We start from the raw sequence: 16,745 nt of genomic DNA, 5'->3' as shown, positions 1-16,745 counted from the left end.
GAGGGCCTCGTCCACCGCGGGGCCCTCGGCGGGGATGAGCTGGGCGCGCACGTTGTGCACCCCGTCCCGGCGCGCCCGCTTGCGCAGCTCGTCCATGCGCGTCTCCTCCACGTCCAGCGCGTACAGGTCGCCCCGGTTCTTCATCTGCACGGCGAGCTGCAGCGTCTTGCCGCCCGCGCCCGCGCACGCGTCCACCACCTTCGTGGGCGGCGCGTCCACCAGCATGCCGAGCAGCTGGCTGCCCTCGTCCTGGATTTCGAACCAGCCGTCGCGGAAGGTGGTGAGCGAGAAGGCGTTGGTGCGGGTGTCGAGGATGAGGCCCAGCGGCGAGAGCGGGGTGGGGGTGGCGGACACGCCCTCCTCGGCCAGGAGCGCGCGCAGCCGCTCGCGGTCTCCCTTGAAGCCGTTGACGCGCACGGTGAGGGGGCCGCGCTCGTTCATCGCCTCGATGGCGCGCTCGGCGTCCGCGCCGAACACCGCGCGCAGGCGCGGGGCGAGGAAGTCCGGCACCGAGGCGGCGATGGGGAAGCGCTTCTCCCGGGGGAGGGCCTCCAGCGCCCGGGCGGCCTCGGGGAGCCGGGCCAGGGCGGCGGCGTCCGAGGCCGTCAGCGCCGAGGTGCGCGCCACCTCGTCCACATCCTCGCCGTGGAGGATGCGCGAGGCGGCCAGGCGCATCACGTCCTGGCGCGTCTTGTCCAGGCGCATGAAGTCGCGGTGGGCCTGCTCGAGGAGGAAGTCCACCGTGCGCTGGCGGCGGAGCAGGGCGTACACCCGCTCGGCCACGGCGCGGCGCTCGTTGGAGTAGAGGTTCTTCTTGTGGCGGAGGGTGAAGTCCAGGGCCCGGTCGGCCAGGCGGCCCTCGTGACGGACGAAGCCGTAGGCTTCGAGGCACGCCTGGAGGACGAGGTCCTCGCGCAGGGGGCGGGAGGCGGAGCGCGACGCCTCCGAGGAGGAGGAGGGCTCACGACGGGGCTTTTTCGCGCGAGCGGGCGGGCGGGCGTTCTTCTTCATGGCTGGCGAATCTCATTCCGGGCGTCCAATGACAAGAGTGGAAGCGCCCCGGGCCATGTCCAGGGCGCCTCCGCCTCCTCCCCCGGTCCCCGGGCTAGCGCTGGCGCCGTCGGCGGCGCAGGGCCCCGGCGAGCAGCAGCGCGCCCGCGGGGAGCAGGGCGGCCATGGGGCCGGCCGAGCAGCCAGCCGCGTTTGGGCCCAGGCCCCCCGGGTCCTCCGGCAGCGGGTCCGGGCCGGTGGGCAGCCCGGGGTTGCCGGTGGTGGAGCCGGGCTGGGGGGTGCCCGTCGAGGGCTGCGTCGGGCCCGCCGGCCGCTCACTCACGGGGGGCGAGGAGGGCTCGGGCGTGCTGGGCGTCGGCGTCGAGGCCGGCGGCAGGTCCTTGTCGAGCGAGAAGCTGTCGATGACCTTGCCGGAGGGCGTCAGCATCTGGGCGGTGAGGGTGCCGTCCTCCACGGTCACGTCGAGGTAGCCGTGGTCCTTGTCGTTGCGCGCCGCGGCCCACGCGGGCTTGCCCCCGGAGATGGGACGCAGGGACGCGCCACCGCTGCCCACCACGAGGTAGGGGATGCCCGGGTTGCCCGAGGAGGCCATGGCGTCGCCCTTCATCATGGACGTGCGCTCGTAGTGGTGATCGTGCCCGGTGAGCACCAGATCCACCCCGTACTTCTCGAAGAGGGGGGCGAACTCGCGGCGCATCTTCAACTGCGAGCCGTGAGCGCCGCTGCTCCAGGGCGGGTGGTGGAAGAAGACGACCTTCCAGTCCGCGTTGCTGGCGGCGAGGTCCTGCTCCAGCCACTGCTTCTGGGCGGCCAGCGTGCAGCGATCCTCCGAGGCCAGGCCGATGGCGCAGTTGGAGTCCAGGGACACGAAGTGCACGTGGCCCCAGTCGAAGGAGTAGTAGCGCTCGCCGCCACTGGGGCTGGTGGGGAGGTAGAGGTTGTCGAAGTAGGGCTGGGCCTGGTTGGTGACGTACTCGTGGTTGCCCGGGGTGGCGAAGAAGGGCACCTGGGCGAGCAGCGGCGCCATGGGCACGAAGAGGTTGTCCTGGATCTCCGCCTCGGTGCCGGAGGAGTACGCGTTGTCGCCGAGCGCCAGGAAGAGCTCCGGCCGGCGGCCGAGCATGGCGTTGGCCACTTCCCGCTGGTCGGCGTTGTTCATGCCGAAGTCGCCCACGGCGGTGAAGTGGACGCGGCGGGTGCCGGGTACGGGCGCGGTGGAGAAGCGGGTGGGGTTGGTGCGCGCGCCGCAGGCATCCACGAGGTAGGTGTACTCGGTGCCCGGCTGGAGGCCGGAGAGCTCGACGGCATGGTTGCGGCCAGCGTCAGCCGATTGGGCGAGCTGGTCGGTGGAGCCCCGGGTGCCGTAGCGCACGGTGGGGACACATGCGCCCTCCAGGCGGAAGGCCACGGTGGCGGTGTCGGGTCCCACCTTTTGCAGGTAGGGCTGGCGGGTCAGGCCCGCGGCGCTGGCGGTTCCAGCGGTGAAGGTGAGCGCTGCGGTCACTGCGCCGAGCGCTAGGGAATACAGTCGGTGCATGGAGCCTCCGGTCCGAGTCATTTCGGACCGGGGTGCAACGATTCACCGGTGGACATCCATCCAGAGTGCCCTACTTCGCTTGCCTGGTGAGCGGCGAGCAAGGGAGGCCTCGTCGGGCGTGTCTGGCTTCAGTCGAGGAAGCGGCGCTCCCAGCGGAGCACCTCATGCTCGGGAGAGAGGGCCGCACGGAGCTTCTCTTGGTAAAGCCAGGGCTCCAGCACGCGCGCCAGCTCCCGGTAGGCCGGGAGGACGAGGCCGCGTTCGGTATCACCCGCCTCGGGCCAGGGGCCCAGGGTGACGACGGCTCGCTCGCCCTCCAATTCCTGCACGGTGGTTCCGGGCGAGGCCAGCCGGGCGCGCAGTCCCGCCGCCCCTCCTACCTCGCCGAGTACAGGCTGGCCCAGGAAGGTGAGCCAATTGACTGTCCGCACCCGTGCGCCGAGCTTCGACGTGCGCAGATCGGGGTCGGGGATCTCCATGCCCGGGTAACGGAAACATAGTTTGAGCACTTCCCCCCAGGTACCCATGATGTCCGTCTCGCATTGGAATGCGAGACCTGCATGGCCGGAGCAGAAGGGCAGGGCTGCTCCCAGTTCCAGCGCGAGTTCGCGCACACGCCCCGGACCGTGTTGCTCCAAGTACTCGGTGGGCAGCCAGAAGCGCACCGCGCAAATGAGGTCTTCTGCATTTTCCCAGGGGAGCGGCTCGTCAATGGGACTTCCGCGGTAGTGGAACCAATAATCGCTCTCGGCTCCACCATACATCTGGATGATGGCGCTGTGGTCATCGAGGAGTTCACGCCGGTTTCGCTCCCAACCCGCTTCATCGAGCCTCACAGCCGTTCCTGCCTCGTGGGAGTACTGGCTGAATTCCTGGAACTGGATCGCTCGTCGGTAGATGTCCAACGAGCGCAGCACCGCTTGCGACACGTCCGCATGCGAGTGACGCATGTAGAAGGTGATGCTCACGGCTTCGCGGATCATCAGGGCACCGCACTCCACGCGGACGCGGATCCTTGGATAGTGCTCACTCATCGGATGACTCCCCACCTGGGCATGATACGCGCGGCGCTCTGCCCTGAATGCTCGCTCACTCCCAGGAGCTCGTTGTACATGTATCCTTGGGTCTTGCCCTGGTAGGGATGCCCCTTGGGATATCTTTCCCAACTCGTGAGTTCCTCATATTTACGAGGATTGATACAGGGGAACTTGAAATCATAGACGGCCAGCACGTTGCTCGGATCGCCCGAGTGGATGACCACATCCGGTTTGAGTGTGCCTCTCAACTCGCCCCGATTGCCGGATTCCTCCAGTGCACGCTCCTCCTCGGGGCTGACCTGCTTCCACCGCCGTGTGCGGCTGTCATAGCGGTAGCGTGACTCCACGCTGAAGCCGCCCGGGCGCAGTCTGCTCAACTGCTCCTGTGCGCACCGGGCGGCCACCTCATGCATCTCTGTTCCCAGCCGCATGGCCCACGTCACGCTCCTTCCCATTGCGTCCACCGTCGACTCGTTGCACTCGTCGGCATCGGGGGCTGGGTCCTTGAACGCGGTCGGGTAGCGCAGGAGGACCTCCGAGCGGGCCAGGTTGGCGCATTCCGCCAGCGCCTGCTCGATGGAAGTCTTCGTCAGGTTGTCGAGCACCCGCAGCGTCGCACCGATGGACGCCACGGTGGTGCCTGCCTCCGCCATGCTCGCGGTGGCCGCCTCTCGCCCCGACAGGGCGGCACAATGGGCGGGGTTTTGCCGACAGGCGGCCGAGACGGAGTTGTCGTAGCCGTAGCGGTCTCCGCGAGGTGCCCCGGAGGTGGTGGTGCATGCTGCCTGGGCCACGAGCACCAGCAGCGCCAGTGCGCCCCACCTGGAGCGTGGCCTCGCATCTTCCAGACGCGGGCTGACAAGACGAGTGCACATGTCGTCCCCCTCTCGTGGACCGCGTGGGTCAGGAACCTTCGTTCCGAGCGTACGTCAGTTCGAGGTGGCAGCACTCCCCTCCGGCCGGCTCCTCTGTGAGGACGCGGCTGGAGGATGGCTCCGGTCATGTTACGCTGGTGGACGCCGGAGGTCATGCGCTTGCCTTTTCCGCTTCATCGGGCCGCAGTGGGGGCCCTGCTCGTCTGGTGCCCCGTGGTCGTGGCGCAGCCGCCCGTGGCCCGCGTGCGCCGCGAGCAGCAGCTCGTGCTCGCCGAGCGGCCCGCCGGGGGCGAGTTGGAACTGCGGGTGGCCCCGGGCGTCCCCACCATGGTGCGCCTGGACGCGGACGTGGAACGCGCCGAGCTGAAGGGGGAGGGGCTCGGTCGCATCGTCCGGATGGACGTGGCCGTGCGCTCCCTCGTGCTCGAGCCGCTCCGGGAACTGGCCCCCGGCGAGCGGCTGCCGCTGGAGGTGCTCCTCGTCCAGGGCTCCGTCCGCGTCCGGCTGCTGTTGCTGCTCGTCGCGCATCCCACCGAGGTGGACACGCGGGTGGACGTGGAGCTGCGCCCTCGCTCGGCCCGGACGGGGCTGGAGCCGGAACCCCCGGGCCCCCGGCGCGAGGACGACCCGTTCTCCCGTTTCGTGCTCTCGGAGGAGCTGGGGAAGTCCGGTGTCACCGTCACCCTCTTCGATGGAATAGCAGTTGGGACCGGGGTGCTGGTGACGAAGACGCGGAGCTTCCAGACTGGCCGGAGGCGCATCCTCGCCTTTGAAGTCTTCAACCCCGTGGGCGCGAGGCCCTGGCTCGTCTCGGACGTCGTGCGTCTCTCGCCGACGGGCAGGGTGCTCGGCGGTGCGGAGCGCTGGACGGTGGACATGCTGGCCCCCATCGAGCCGGGAGGCCGCGGGCGAGTGGTGGTGGCGGTGCCCGAGGAGGAGTCCGGGGTGCCCGTGCGTGTGGAGGTGCGGGAGAAGGGCGGCGGCCGGAGCGTGCGGCTGGAGGATCGCGCTGAATGAACGCCCCCGCGCCGTGGAGACCGCAGCCGGTGGATCTGCCCCCGGGCACGCGCGTGGGCAACTGGCGCGTCATCGGCCGGCTGGGCTGGGGCGGCTACGGGGCGGTGTACCTCGTGCGCGGTGTGCACTGGCCCCGGCGCCAGGCGGCCCTGAAGCTGGCGCTGCAACCGGGGGCGCTCTCGCGCCGGCTGGAGCGGGAGGGGGAACTGCTGGTGCGCGTGGCGCACCCCCACGTGGCGCGCTTCATCGAGGCGGGCTCCTGGTCCCCTCCGGACCCGACCTGGGCGCGCCTGCCCTTCCTCGTCATGGAGTACGTGCCCGGTCTCCACCTGTACGCCTGGGCCTCCCAGCGTGACGCCCGGCTGGACAAGGCGCTGCGGCTCTTCCAGCAGTCGGCGCTGGCGCTGCACGCGGTACACGCGGCGGGCGCCCTGCACCGGGACGTGAAGGGAGAAAACCTCCTCGTGCGGGACGGGGACGGAGGCGTAGTGCTGGTGGACCTGGGCGTGGGCGACTACGAGGGCGCCGCGCCGCTCACCGGCACGCAGCTTCCGCCGGGCACGGCGGCCTACCGCAGCCCCGAGGCCCTGCGCTTCCAGCAGGAGCACCTCGGTGACTCCAGGGTGCGCTACGAGTTCCGCCACGCGGATGACCTGTACGCGCTGGGCGTCACCTGGTACCGGGCGCTCACCGGCGCCTTTCCCTTCGAGGCCGAGGAGCCCGAGGACTCCTACGCCTCCTATCGGGCGCGCCTGGAGGGGCGGCTGCCGCTGGCTCCGTCCGCGCTCAATCCGCGCGTGCCCCCGGCGGTCGGCGAGCTGCTGCTGCGGCTGCTGTCGTCGCGTCCCGAGGAGCGACCCGCCAGCGCACGAGAGGTCGCCAGGTCGCTGGCCGCCCTTCCGCGTGGCGCGGGCCTCGAGCGGGAGGTGCTCCTCTTCGAGTGGAACGATGGGGCCACGCCGCACTCACGCATCACGGAGGACGCGCACCCTCCGCGCCTTTCCTCGCTCGAGCTTCCGAGGTGGCGCTGGGGGGCGCTCGTGCTGGGAGCCCTCCTGGTGGCCGTGCTCGCGGTTGGGCTCGCCAGCCGTTCGCGCCTCTCCCTTGAACCGAGTCACCCGACACAGGAAGGTCCCTCCATGAACGAACCGAAGGCCCCCGCCGGCTCCGAGTCAGCCCCCGAAGCGAAGCTGTCCCCGCTGGAGAGCGATTTCATGAAGTCGCTCGCGGCGGCCGTGTGTCTGGTGACGTCCGGCTGTGCGGGCGTGCCGGTGAGTCCCACCTGGCCCCAGGACTGTCCTCCCGAGGCGCTCGCCGCCATGGCGAAGCGGGAGAGGTCTTTCGTGCCGGGCAGGCAGGGCTACCTCGCCCTCGACATCAACCGGCCGGGACACCTGAGCGAGTTCTCGGACTACCGGGAGGGTCCCCTCGTGAGCGCCATGCTCGATGAGGCGGACGAGGTCGATCTGCTGCCGTTGGGCACCAGGCTGTACGGGTACATGTGGACGGGAGGGCCGAAAGTGCAGGCGTACTGGACCCGGGCGGAGTTGCCAGACGGTGAGTCCATCCCGGTGTGCATGGTGCTCGGCTTCAACGAGCGGGGCGGGTACTGGAAGGAACCGGGCACGGAGCCGGGCTCCTTCCGCATCAGCAAGCGAGCGCCCTTCACGGTGACGCGCCGCTTCGAGCGCCCGGAGTGAGGTGGACCGGAGGCGGGTGTCAACCCAGGACGGTGGCGGACCTCGCTTCTGGACGTCCAGAAGCAAAAAGGCCCTCCTCCGGCACTCGCTTGTAGACATCTACAAGTGAGGTGGGTGCATGTATGTTTTTGTGTGGCTTCGCTTGTAGACGTCTACAAGTGAGCCGCTTCCAGACGTCCAGAAGCGCTTGATGCTCCGGGCGGCCCTCGCCGCGTGATTCCGAGAGCGGAGCTCAGCGGGCTCCCATGTGCCGGAACGGGCGAGGTCGCGGTACGCGGGAAGGGCCTTCCTCCGCCGTCAGGGCTTCTTCACGTCGTAGGAGACGAGCTCCTCCAGCCGCTCGCCGGTCTCCTTCACCTTGCCGATGCCCGGCACCAGCCAGTACGTGCGCTCCTGGTTCTCCTTGTCGCCGCGCGCGCGCTTCAGGCGGATGGCGTTGGTGAAGGTGCCAGCCGGGGTGGTGACGGTGTCGTTCACCGCCTCCACGCTCCACACGTACGTCTTGTCCTTGTCCTCCGTCGAGCCGTCACCGTTGCGCGTCAGCTCGCGGATGTCGGACGTGTAGCTCCACCCCTGGGGTTGCTCCGCGGAGATGCCCTTCACCGTCGCGGGCGACCAGGTCGTCACCCGGGCCAGCGCCCCCGCCTTGCGGTCCTCCTCGCGCAGGCGCACCACCACCCCGTTCATGTCGATCTGCCAGGACAGCTCCTCCAGGTGCGGCTGCGTGCTGCGCACCGAGATGGCCTTCATGGCCGTCTCCGGCACCGTCTGCTCGCCCAGCACCTCCACGCGCTTCTCGAAGGTGCCGCGCGTCGGGTCCGAGATGCGGTACGTCCACGTGGTGCCCCGCGTGAGCGGCCAGAGGCTCTGGCGTGCGGCCGGCTCCGGCTTGTTCCCGTCCGGGCCGGGGCTCACCGGGATGTCCGGCAGGGGCACCGTGCCATCCGGGTTCGTCGTCGTGGCCGGCTGCTGCGCCTTGTCATTGTCCGGCAGGCTGCCGCCCTCGCCGCACCCCACCCAACACACCACCGCCACCAGCGCGGCCCACTTCCTGCCCTTCATCCCCGCTCCTCCCAGCCGCCCTTGTTGGAGGGCAGCTCCGACCACCGCAGTCCCCGCAGGGGGCCGCCCGCGGACCGGCTCAACGCCGATGCGAGCATCCCCGGCTCCTTCTCCTCCACCTCGAGCTCCAGCCGCCGCCCGTCGAAGTCCAGCGCGCACCCGCGCACCAGCACGTTGCGCTCGCCGAGCTTCTGCCTCAGCCACGCCTCCGCGCCCACCAGGTCATCCGCCTGGGCCGACACCAGCATCCGCTGCTTCGGGGCGAGGGGCTCCTTCTTGTCGAAGAAGTCCAGCACCAGCAGCAGCACCCCGACGAAGCCGGTGCCCACCCCGGCCAGTCCCAGGCTGCCGTGCCCGCACGCCATGCCCAGGCCGATCATCAGGAAGAGGATGGCCGCGTCGCGTGGATCCTTCAGGCCGGAGCGGAAGCGCACGAAGCTGCCCAGGCCCACCAGGCCGAAGGCCTTGGCCGTGCTGTTGCCGATGACGGCGGTGATGACGGCCGCCGCGGTGCATAGCAGCACCTGGGCCTGCATCATCTCCGCCTTGGGCAGCGGCCTGCGCGTGAGCAGGCGCCAGGGCCGCAGCGCGAGCACCGTGCCGATGGTCACCGCCGCCAGCAGCCGGGGGATCATCACGAGCGCGTCGTGCGGAGCCCCGTCCGCCGTCAGATCCTGGGTCAGCCCCGAGAAGAATGAGTCCATGCCGTCTCCCTTTCTTCCTCAGAGCGCCGGCTGCGAGGCTTCGTCCGCGGCCATCCGCTGGGCCGTGCGCTCCTCGGGGAGCGTGGCGGCGTGGGCGGCGGCGACGATGCGGTAGGCGTTGCGCAGCACGGGCAGGCGGGCGGAGGTGACCTCCAGCGCGCGCAGCACGAGGGCCTCGACTCGCTCCGTGAGGGGCAGCCCCTCGAGCGAGGACACCACCGTGGCGGGCCAGCGCGTCACGAAGGCCTCGCGCAGCCGCCAGGCCCGCGGGTCGTCCATTCCATCCAGCGAGTCGAGGGCCTCCTTCGTCAGGGGCGCGCCGCGCTCACGCAGGGCGAAGGCCTCGTCCGTGGTGAGCCCCGTCAACGAGCGCAGCACCAGCTTGAGCGCCTTGTCCTCCAGCGCCACGCGCAGCTCGCGGGCGAAGGGCGTGTCCAGGCCCTGGGTGCTGCGCAGCACCGCCAGCCTGTCATGGGAGAGCAGGCTCTGGCGCAGGGCGTCCGCCCGGGGCGAGTCCAGGCCGGTGAGGCTGCGCGCCACGTCCGCGAACAGCCCGCGGCGCACTCCCAGCTCGCGCGCGGCCCAGGCCGGCTCGTCGTCCACCCCGGCCAGTCCGCAGAGCACCTCGGCCAGCCGTCCCTCGCGCAGGGCGTGCTCGCGCAGGGCCCACGCCTCGGGCGAGCCGTTGCGCTTGAGGCCGGCGAGCGCCTCCGCGGGCGCGTGGACGTACAGGCGCTCGCGCAGGGACATGGCCTGGGGCGTCGGGTTGGAGCCGAGGCTCGCCACCACCTCCTGCGGCACCACCTCCGTCAGCAGCTCGCGCAGGGCCCAGGACGGCTCGTCATCCAGGCCGGTGAGGCTGCGCATCGTGAGGCCTGGGAAGCGCTCGACGAAGCCCAGCCGCCGCTGGTGCGCGGCGAAGCCGGGGATGCCTCCCAGCAGCCACACCGCGAGCTGGGGCTCACGCGTCTCCAGCCCGTCCAGCGTGCGGAAGAAGTGCTCCTCCACATCGTCCACCTTCGCCGGCACGTGCACCGGCGTGGGGCGGGGCGGGTTGATGCGCTGCGCCGGCAGCTCGCGCCCCTCCAGCCGCGCCACCACCGCCTCGACGATGCGCTGCTCCAGCACGTGCAGCGGCTGCTCGTTGTTCTCGATGACGAGCCAACGGGACGGATCCCTCCGCGCCAGGGCGAGGAAGGCCTCGCGCATGCGCACCGCCAGGCCCGCGCCGGCCAGCCCCTTGCGGCTGTCCGAGTCCGGAGCCCGCTCGCTCTTGAGCTTCCCCAGCCGCTTGCGCAGCCGGGCCAGGTCCGGCTCCACGTCCACCAGGATGACGAGGTCCGGCCACAGCCCCTGCGAGGCCAGCTCGCAGCCCGGCTCGAGCGACTCCCAGGGCAGCCCGCGCCCGCCACCGCTGAGGGCCAGCTGCGAGTAGAGGTAGCGGTCGCTGATGCACACCTCGCCGCGCGAGAGCGCGGGGGCGATGACCTCCTCGAGCTGCTGGGCGTCCCGGGCGAGGTTGAGGAAGAACTCGGTGCGCGGCGACATCTCCAGCAGGGTGGAGTCGCGGGTGAGCTCGCGGATGCGCCGGGCGATGGGCGAGCGCAGCTCTCCGCCCTCCCGGGCGTGCGCCACCCGGTAGCCGAGCCTCCGGAGTCTGCCCGCCAGGAGGTTGGACAGGGTCGTCTTTCCGCTGCCGTCGATGCCTTCGAAGTCGATGAACACGGTTCCTCAGCCCCCCACAATCCCGTCCGCGACGAAGTCGTGGACCCTCGCCATCCCCTCGGCGAACTTGCTGTACGCCGGCTTCCTCCCGGGGTTGAGCGCCGCGAGCCACTCGGGCAGCTCCTCTCCCAGGTGCTTCACTTCCACCACCACGCGCTCGTCCAGCGCCAGCGGCTCGCCCAGGCGCTCGGCGCTCAGCGTCGTCGGGCCGAGCGCCAGCTCCGGCGTCACCCGGTGGAAGCCGATGTCCCGGTCCACCGTCACGCGCCACGTCTGCGAGCACTGGTACACATGCCGCCGGTACGTCACCGCGAGCGTCGGCAGGAGGCTGCCTCCGGCGATGAGCGGCAGCAGGCGCGTGCCCCCCTCGAGCACCTGCCCGAGCTGCGCGCGCGGCACCCACACGCGGCGCTTCTGGGTGACGCCATTGCGCTCGCGCTTCACCTCCAGCACCACCCGCTGCTCGCCGCCGGCGCCCAGGTCCGGCGAGTACTCCTTGGTGCGCACCTTGAGGCAGTCATTGGGCGTGTCCAGGGACCGCCGCGTCAGCGGGTAGCCCGGCTTGTCGAAGTAGACGGAGGTGATGCGCGTGGGAGGCGGGAGGTACCCGCCCAGTGCCACGGACAGCCGCGCGCACAGCACCAGCGCCTCCTCCGTCCTCAGCACCAGCTTGAACTCCCGGCGCAGCTTGGTGACTTCTCCTTCCGCGAACTGGAGCATGGTCGGTCTCCGTTCCTAGAAGCGGGTGGCGAGCTGCAGCGAGTACTCGAAGCCCGGCGCTTCGTCCCCGGCCCGCAGCGCGTGCTCGGCCTGGAACATGGCCTTGAAGTGCTCCGAGTAGAGGACGTTGAGGCCGCCCAGGAAGCCGTAGCCCCGCGCCCGCAGGGGGCCTCGGAGCTGGAGCATCTCGGCGCCCGCCACCGGTTGCACCGCCCACCCCTCCAGGCCGAGGGGCAGCGTGTAGCTGGCCAGCCCCATCTGCGCGGAGAAGGGCCCCGTGGGGAGCTTGCCGTTGACGTACTCGCCCGACAGCTCCAGCGCGCCCAGGCTCAGCGTGGCGTCCGTGGCCACCGCGACGTTGCGGGTGCCCTTGAAGACCTCCGCGAGGTAGCCGCTGGCGCCCACGGTGAGGGCCTTGAAGGGACGCACGCTCACCCGGAGGGCGGCGTCCTCGCTGGCCCGCGTGTCCAGCTCCTCGTTCCTGGCACCCTGGAAGACGCCGCCGGACACCTTCAGCTTCCAGGCCTCCTTCAGACTCACCTCGCCCATCAACCCCAGCCGCCTTCCGCCCATCTGGTGCGTGTCCTCGAGGTAGTCCGCCACCAGCCCGCGCCGCATCACCGGCAGGCTCCAGGAGGACGCGAGCTCGCGCGCCAGGAAGGGCGCCTTGAACTGGCCGCCGTAGAGGCGCAGCCGCTTGTGCTTGTCGGAGACGCGCACGAAGGCGTCCTTGAGGATGTTCTTGGACGACAGGTCCGCCGTCACCTCGGCATCCAGGCGGGAGAGCGACGCGGACAGGCCCACGCGCGCCGATGGAATGGACAGCGCGCGCTCATAGCCCTCGCGCTCGTCCGCGCTCACCCGGGCGTAGACGCGCCCGAAGGCACTCACCTGGGGCCCCTTCTTCTTCTCGTCAGCCGCCTGGCCCTCGCCGCCCTCCGACAGTGGCTCCTCCAGCGCGCCCGGCTCGGGCTTCGGCGGCTCCACCGTCGCCTCCGGCTCGGCCCACGCGGGCATGCCCAGGAGCAGGACCGTGGCGAGGAGCCCCCGTCTTCCCTTTTCGCCCCATCGCCCCTCGCCCATGCACTCCTCCTCGCCGCGATCCATGCGGGGAGGTTGCAACCGGGATGCCCGGGAGTCGGACGTCCGGGGGTGGACAGACGTCGGCTCCCAGCGCCCGGAAGCCGCTGGGGGAGGGCGTCACAGGGCCGTTACAGGGAAGGAAACTTCCTTCCGAGGGTGCTGGGGCGCCTATCGAAGTTACTGGCTCGCGGGGGAGGGCGTGGGATCACCCCCGGAAGCGGCCTGCTCGGTGGGTGTGGAATCACTCACCGGCGCGGGTGGGGTCTCGGACCCGGCGGAGGGGGCCGCGGCGGCCCCGGGAGATTCAGGGGCGGACGAAGCCTCGGCCTCCGGGGCCGTGGAGGTGGCCGCCGCCGGATTCTCGGGGAGCGGCACGGACGGAGGGGCCTCGGGAGTCGCTGGCTCACCCGCCGAGACGGTGGGCGCCTGCTCCTCCGGTCGCTCACCCCGCAGCAGGTTGCGTACGCCGTAGCCGAGCAGCACCAGCGCCCCCAGGCCGAGCACGCCCCAGCCCAACAGCCGCGGCACCCGCGCGTTCTCCATCACCTGGAGGGAGGCGTGGAGCGCCTTGTAGCGGGTAGTACGGAAGCTCACATCGAGCAGGTGGGGGCCGTCGGTCTCGGGGGTGAAGGTGGCCTGCCAGTGCTGCTCGACGCGTGGGACGGTGACGGTCTGCCCGTGGGTGGCGCCCGCCTCACGCAGGGTGAAGGTGATGGGGCCGTCGAAGGGGGTGCCCTCGAAGCGGCCGAGCTGGACGATGACCTTGAGGGGCTCGCCCGCCCGGGGCACGGCGGGGCTGAGGCTGCCCTGGAGGCGCTCCTCGGTGTCGGACCAGGACAGCTCCAGCAGGTCCCCGCGCGGGTCGATGTTCACCTGGTCCGTGGGGTCGCGCAGGGGGGTGGCCGCGGCGCCGGCGGCCAGCAACACGCCGGCTACCAGAGGGAGCCAGCGGTTTCCTGCCCGTCGTCTTTGCCTCACCCCGGCGCGTGGCCTAGGATGCACCGCTCTGACGCTATCCACTTCGCGCTTGCTCCCCCCGGCGAGCCACCCGGGATGAACCCTCAATCTTTTGGGAAATATCAGCTCGTCAAGAAGCTCGCCACCGGCGGCATGGCCGAGGTGTGGCTTGCGCGCCAGACGGGCATTGAGGGCTTCTCCAAGAACATCGTGGTGAAGCGCATCCTCCCGCACCTCTCCGAGGATCGAGAGTTCGTGGAGATGTTCCGCAACGAGGCGCTCATCGCCGCGCGCTTCAACCACCCGAACATCGCGCAGGTCTACGAGTTCGGCGAGGCCAACGGCACCTACTACATCGCCATGGAGTTCATCCACGGCGAGGACCTCGGCCGGGTGATGCGCAAGGCGTACAACGCCGGGGGATGGATCGCCCGGCCGTTGGCCATCCGCATCGTGGCCGCAGCGTGCGAGGGCCTCTACTACGCGCACACGCGCCTGGATGACTCGGGCCGCCCGCTCAAGGTGGTGCACCGCGACATCTCGCCGCAGAACATCCTCATCAGCTTCGACGGCTCGGTGAAGCTGGTGGACTTCGGCATCGCCAAGGCGGCGGATCAGGCGTCGCTGACGAAGTCGGGCGCCATCAAGGGCAAGTTCGCCTACATGGCGCCGGAGCAGGCCGCGGGCAAGGCGTTGGATCACCGCGCGGACATCTTCGCCATCGGCCTGGTGCTCTACGAGCTGCTCACCGGCGTGCGTCCGCTCAAGCGCGAGACGGAGCTGGGCACGCTGCAGGCCGCGCTCGAGTGCAGCATCGACTCGCCCTCGCAGGTGGCGGACGTGCCCGGGGAGCTGGATGCGGTGGTGATGCCGGCGCTGGCCAAGGCCGCGGATGACCGCTACCGGGACGCGCGCCAGTTCCAGCTCGCGCTGGAGGAGCTGCTCGTCAGCCAGCGGTGGGTGGCCGGCTCGGTGCAGATCTCCGAGCTGATGGAGACGCTCTTCGCGGACCGGCTGGACGAGGAGCGCAACACCGGCAACCCCGCGCCCCGGAGCGACGAGTCGATGTTGGGCATGCCCGCGGTGCCGGCCCCTCCGCCCCAGGAGCCGCCGCCGCCGCCACGCGCCAGCTCCCGCCTGGAGTCGCCGCGCTCGAGCTCCAACACGCAGGCCTCCGCCGCCGAGATGAACTGGGAGGCGCCGCCGGGGGAGATGCAGCAGCAGAAGCCCCGCACGGGCATGCGCGCGGCGCTCAAGCCGCCACCGCGCACCGAGTCGGGCACCCTGCCGATGGGCGACCTGTCGGAAGAGCAGGAGTGGGAGGCCCCCGAGGCCACCGAGGTGCCCCAACGCCGCCGCACGGGCACCGAGGCGCCTCGCCGCAATCTGGGCAACACGTCCGTGGCGCGCGCTCCCAGCCCGAGCCGCGTGGACGTGGGGCGGAGCACGGGCACCGAGGCCCCCGCCGCGCGCCGCACGGGCACGCGCAACGGCGTCACGCCGGAGGCGGAGGTTCCCGCCCCCCGGCCCTCGCGCGCCGCCATGGCGCTCAACCCGCGCAACCGGCCGCCCGAGGACGACGACGAGGATCCCGAGCGCACCATGCTGCCGCCGCCCCCGGAGCCCGAGCTCCCCCGGCGGCGCACGGGGATGGCCCCGTCTGCTCCGTCCGCTTCCGTCCGGCGCGGCACCAGCAGCCGCGCGGACATGCCCCAGGCGCCGACTCGGCGGACCTCCTTCGTCGAGAAGGTGCAACAGGAGGAGGACGACGACGAGGAGCTCTCGGCCCGCACCGACGCCCCCCGCTCCAAGCCCGCCGCGCCCGCTCCGTCGCGGCCCTGGGTGAAGTCCCTGCTCGGGGCGGTCGGGGTGCTGGCCGTGCTGGGCGCGGCGGTCCTCTTCCGCCAGCCGCTCCTGGACACGCTCAACAGCACCGCCATCGACGGGCAGGACATCTTCATCACCCTGGAGTCCAACGAGCCCGTTCAGGTCTCCGTCAAGCACAACGAGCGGTGCCGCTCCGCCGTGCCCATCACGGAGCTGGCCACCGAGCCCATCACGAGCCTCAAGCAGGCGTCGGGTGCGCACATCCAGGACACCATCATCCTGGAGAACAAGCACCGGGGCATCCTCAAGGAAGTCCCCCTGGACTACGGCGAGCCCAACGAGACGAAGACGATCCGGGAGGAGTTCAAGATGGGCTTCTTCCGCCTGGCGCTACAGCCCAACAAGAAGATCCCCGGGCTCGAGATCTACCGCGAGGGCCAGAAGCTCTACCTCTTCCAGTCCGGGCAGCGCTACGAGCTGGCGGAGGGGACGCACCACCTGGAGCTGCGCGCCCCGTCGCTCCGGGACGCGGTGCCGGTGGAGATCGAAGTGAAGGCCGATGGCCGGACCGCCGAGAAGACGGTGGATCTGGCGCAGGCCCTTCCGTAGCGCGCGTCAGTAGCGCGGCAGGCGCGGGTCCACCGCGCGGGAGTAGAGATCGATCCCCCCGCGCAGGGACACGGCGTCCAGGCCGCGCGAGTGCAGGTAGGCCGCGCCGTGCAGGCTGCGCACCCCGTGGTGGCAGTAGACGACGACGGGCTTGCCGCGGAAGGCCTCCAGCTCGTCGGCGCGCTCCTCCAGCTCCGGCAGGGGGATGAGCACCGAGCCCGGGAGCGCCACGTAGGCGTGCTCGTCGTGGAAGCGCACATCGAGCAGCACGGGGCGCGACTCGGGCGGGCCGGAGAGCTGGGAGGCGAGGGTGGCGGGATCGATCTCCTGGATGGGCACGGGCGTCTCCGGTGTCAGGCGCGCGAGGCGCAGAACTGCTCGTAGTCGATGAGCTCCACCCGGGCCCCAGGGGCGCACACGGGGCACTTGGGATCCCTCCGCAGCTTGAGCTCCTGGAAGCGGGTGCCGAGCGCGTCGAAGGTGAGCAGGCGCCCCACGAGCGGCTGGCCCACGCCAAGGATCAGCTTGAGGGCCTCGTTGGCCTGGAAGAGGCCGATGATGCCGGGCAGCACGCCGAGGACACCGGCCTCGGCGCACGAGGGGGCGAGCTCGGGCGGTGGCGGGGAGGGGTAGAGGCAGCGGTAGCAGGGCCCCTGGCCCGGGACGAAGGTGGTGACCTGGCCCTCGAAGCGGAAGATGGAGCCGTGGAGGTTGGGCTTGCCCTGCATCACGCACACGTCGTTGAGCAGGTAGCGGGTGGGGAAGTTGTCCCCGCCATCGAGCACCAGGTCGAAGCCCTCGAGGATGCGCGGGGCATTGGCGGAGGTGAGGCGCTCGGCGAAGGGCACCACCTTCACGTCCGGGTTGAGGGCCTCGAGGGC

The 16,745-nt window shown here is 71.0% G+C and carries 15 protein-coding genes; 3 read left to right on the top strand and 12 right to left on the bottom strand.

The annotated features are described in order from the left end of the window. The 4 genes from VF697_RS16165 to VF697_RS16150 form a co-directional block, all read right to left on the bottom strand. A partial coding sequence (locus VF697_RS16165) for a transcription antitermination factor NusB (RefSeq protein ID WP_331095939.1) occupies nucleotides 1–1,011 on the bottom strand: 1,011 nt, incomplete at its 3' end. A 94-nt stretch (nucleotides 1,012–1,105) separates the two neighbouring features. Then, nucleotides 1,106–2,548, bottom strand: a complete 1,443-nt coding sequence (locus VF697_RS16160) for a metallophosphoesterase family protein (RefSeq protein ID WP_331095937.1) — start codon at nucleotides 2,546–2,548, stop codon at nucleotides 1,106–1,108. Nucleotides 2,549–2,676: 128 nt separating this feature from the next. Continuing rightward, on the bottom strand, nucleotides 2,677–3,531 hold the full coding sequence (locus VF697_RS16155; RefSeq protein ID WP_331095935.1) for a DUF3396 domain-containing protein: 855 nt from the start codon (nucleotides 3,529–3,531) through the stop codon (nucleotides 2,677–2,679). Between the two features lie 47 nt (nucleotides 3,532–3,578). Next, nucleotides 3,579–4,238 carry a hypothetical protein gene (locus VF697_RS16150; protein WP_331095933.1) on the bottom strand — a complete coding sequence of 220 codons (660 nt, stop codon included), beginning with the start codon at nucleotides 4,236–4,238 and terminating at the stop codon, nucleotides 3,579–3,581. Nucleotides 4,239–4,613: 375 nt separating this feature from the next. On the opposite strand from VF697_RS16150, the gene VF697_RS16145 reads away from it, so the two are divergent. Together VF697_RS16145 and VF697_RS16140 are read left to right on the top strand one after the other, a co-directional pair. Beyond that, nucleotides 4,614–5,477, top strand: a complete 864-nt coding sequence (locus VF697_RS16145) for a DUF2381 family protein (RefSeq protein WP_331095931.1) — start codon at nucleotides 4,614–4,616, stop codon at nucleotides 5,475–5,477. Then, nucleotides 5,474–7,177 (top strand): serine/threonine-protein kinase, encoded by a 1,704-nt coding sequence (locus tag VF697_RS16140; RefSeq protein ID WP_331095928.1) that lies wholly within the window; start codon nucleotides 5,474–5,476, stop codon nucleotides 7,175–7,177. Before VF697_RS16145 ends, VF697_RS16140 begins: the two co-directional genes overlap by 4 nt. Nucleotides 7,178–7,474: 297 nt before the next feature. Here the strand turns inward: VF697_RS16140 and VF697_RS16135 are convergent, their stop codons facing one another. The 6 genes from VF697_RS16135 to VF697_RS16110 form a co-directional block, all read right to left on the bottom strand. Continuing rightward, nucleotides 7,475–8,239, bottom strand: coding sequence for a hypothetical protein (locus tag VF697_RS16135; protein ID WP_331095926.1), 765 nt, complete (start codon nucleotides 8,237–8,239; stop codon nucleotides 7,475–7,477). Then, nucleotides 8,236–8,943 carry a DUF4956 domain-containing protein gene (locus tag VF697_RS16130; RefSeq protein ID WP_331095924.1) on the bottom strand — a complete coding sequence of 236 codons (708 nt, stop codon included), beginning with the start codon at nucleotides 8,941–8,943 and terminating at the stop codon, nucleotides 8,236–8,238. The genes VF697_RS16135 and VF697_RS16130 overlap by 4 nt, the downstream gene beginning before the upstream one ends. An 18-nt stretch (nucleotides 8,944–8,961) precedes the next feature. After that, nucleotides 8,962–10,668, bottom strand: coding sequence for a dTMP kinase (tmk, locus tag VF697_RS16125; RefSeq protein ID WP_331095922.1), 1,707 nt, complete (start codon nucleotides 10,666–10,668; stop codon nucleotides 8,962–8,964). A 6-nt stretch (nucleotides 10,669–10,674) separates the two neighbouring features. After that, a complete protein-coding gene (locus VF697_RS16120; RefSeq protein ID WP_331095920.1) occupies nucleotides 10,675–11,388 on the bottom strand; it encodes a VTC domain-containing protein in 714 nt (237 codons plus the stop codon). A 15-nt stretch (nucleotides 11,389–11,403) separates the two neighbouring features. Continuing rightward, nucleotides 11,404–12,471 carry a hypothetical protein gene (locus VF697_RS16115; protein WP_331095918.1) on the bottom strand — a complete coding sequence of 356 codons (1,068 nt, stop codon included), beginning with the start codon at nucleotides 12,469–12,471 and terminating at the stop codon, nucleotides 11,404–11,406. Nucleotides 12,472–12,648: 177 nt separating this feature from the next. After that, a complete protein-coding gene (locus VF697_RS16110; RefSeq protein ID WP_331095916.1) occupies nucleotides 12,649–13,398 on the bottom strand; it encodes a hypothetical protein in 750 nt (249 codons plus the stop codon). A 126-nt stretch (nucleotides 13,399–13,524) separates the two neighbouring features. On the opposite strand from VF697_RS16110, the gene VF697_RS16105 reads away from it, so the two are divergent. Further along, on the top strand, nucleotides 13,525–15,864 hold the full coding sequence (locus VF697_RS16105) for a serine/threonine protein kinase (protein ID WP_331095914.1): 2,340 nt from the start codon (nucleotides 13,525–13,527) through the stop codon (nucleotides 15,862–15,864). A 6-nt stretch (nucleotides 15,865–15,870) separates the two neighbouring features. On the opposite strand, the gene VF697_RS16100 is transcribed toward VF697_RS16105, so the two are convergent. Together VF697_RS16100 and VF697_RS16095 are read right to left on the bottom strand one after the other, a co-directional pair. After that, complete coding sequence (locus VF697_RS16100) at nucleotides 15,871–16,203, bottom strand: rhodanese-like domain-containing protein (protein ID WP_331095911.1); 333 nt, start codon at nucleotides 16,201–16,203, stop codon at nucleotides 15,871–15,873. 14 nt (nucleotides 16,204–16,217) lie between these two features. Beyond that, the coding region (locus VF697_RS16095; RefSeq protein ID WP_331095909.1) for a ThiF family adenylyltransferase at nucleotides 16,218–16,745 on the bottom strand (528 nt) is incomplete at its 5' end.

Origin of the sequence: Archangium sp., from assembly GCF_036388035.1 — a bacterium.
Taxonomy (GTDB): Bacteria; Myxococcota; Myxococcia; order Myxococcales; family Myxococcaceae; genus Archangium.
This window is presented reverse-complemented; position numbering and strand designations above follow the sequence as displayed.

What these genes read in the sequence shown, in the direction of transcription:
- VF697_RS16160 (WP_331095937.1), bottom strand. Translation starts at nt 2,548, where the DNA reads ATGCACCGACTGTATTCCCTAGCGCTCGGCGCAGTGACCGCAGCGCTC.
- VF697_RS16155 (WP_331095935.1), bottom strand. Translation starts at nt 3,531, where the DNA reads ATGATCCGCGAAGCCGTGAGCATCACCTTCTACATGCGTCACTCGCAT.
- VF697_RS16150 (WP_331095933.1), bottom strand. Translation starts at nt 4,238, where the DNA reads ATGGCGGAGGCAGGCACCACCGTGGCGTCCATCGGTGCGACGCTGCGG.
- VF697_RS16145 (WP_331095931.1), top strand. Translation starts at nt 4,614, where the DNA reads ATGCGCTTGCCTTTTCCGCTTCATCGGGCCGCAGTGGGGGCCCTGCTC.
- VF697_RS16140 (WP_331095928.1), top strand. Translation starts at nt 5,474, where the DNA reads ATGAACGCCCCCGCGCCGTGGAGACCGCAGCCGGTGGATCTGCCCCCG.
- VF697_RS16135 (WP_331095926.1), bottom strand. Translation starts at nt 8,239, where the DNA reads ATGAAGGGCAGGAAGTGGGCCGCGCTGGTGGCGGTGGTGTGTTGGGTG.
- VF697_RS16130 (WP_331095924.1), bottom strand. Translation starts at nt 8,943, where the DNA reads ATGGACTCATTCTTCTCGGGGCTGACCCAGGATCTGACGGCGGACGGG.
- VF697_RS16120 (WP_331095920.1), bottom strand. Translation starts at nt 11,388, where the DNA reads ATGCTCCAGTTCGCGGAAGGAGAAGTCACCAAGCTGCGCCGGGAGTTC.
- VF697_RS16115 (WP_331095918.1), bottom strand. Translation starts at nt 12,471, where the DNA reads ATGGGCGAGGGGCGATGGGGCGAAAAGGGAAGACGGGGGCTCCTCGCC.
- VF697_RS16105 (WP_331095914.1), top strand. Translation starts at nt 13,525, where the DNA reads ATGAACCCTCAATCTTTTGGGAAATATCAGCTCGTCAAGAAGCTCGCC.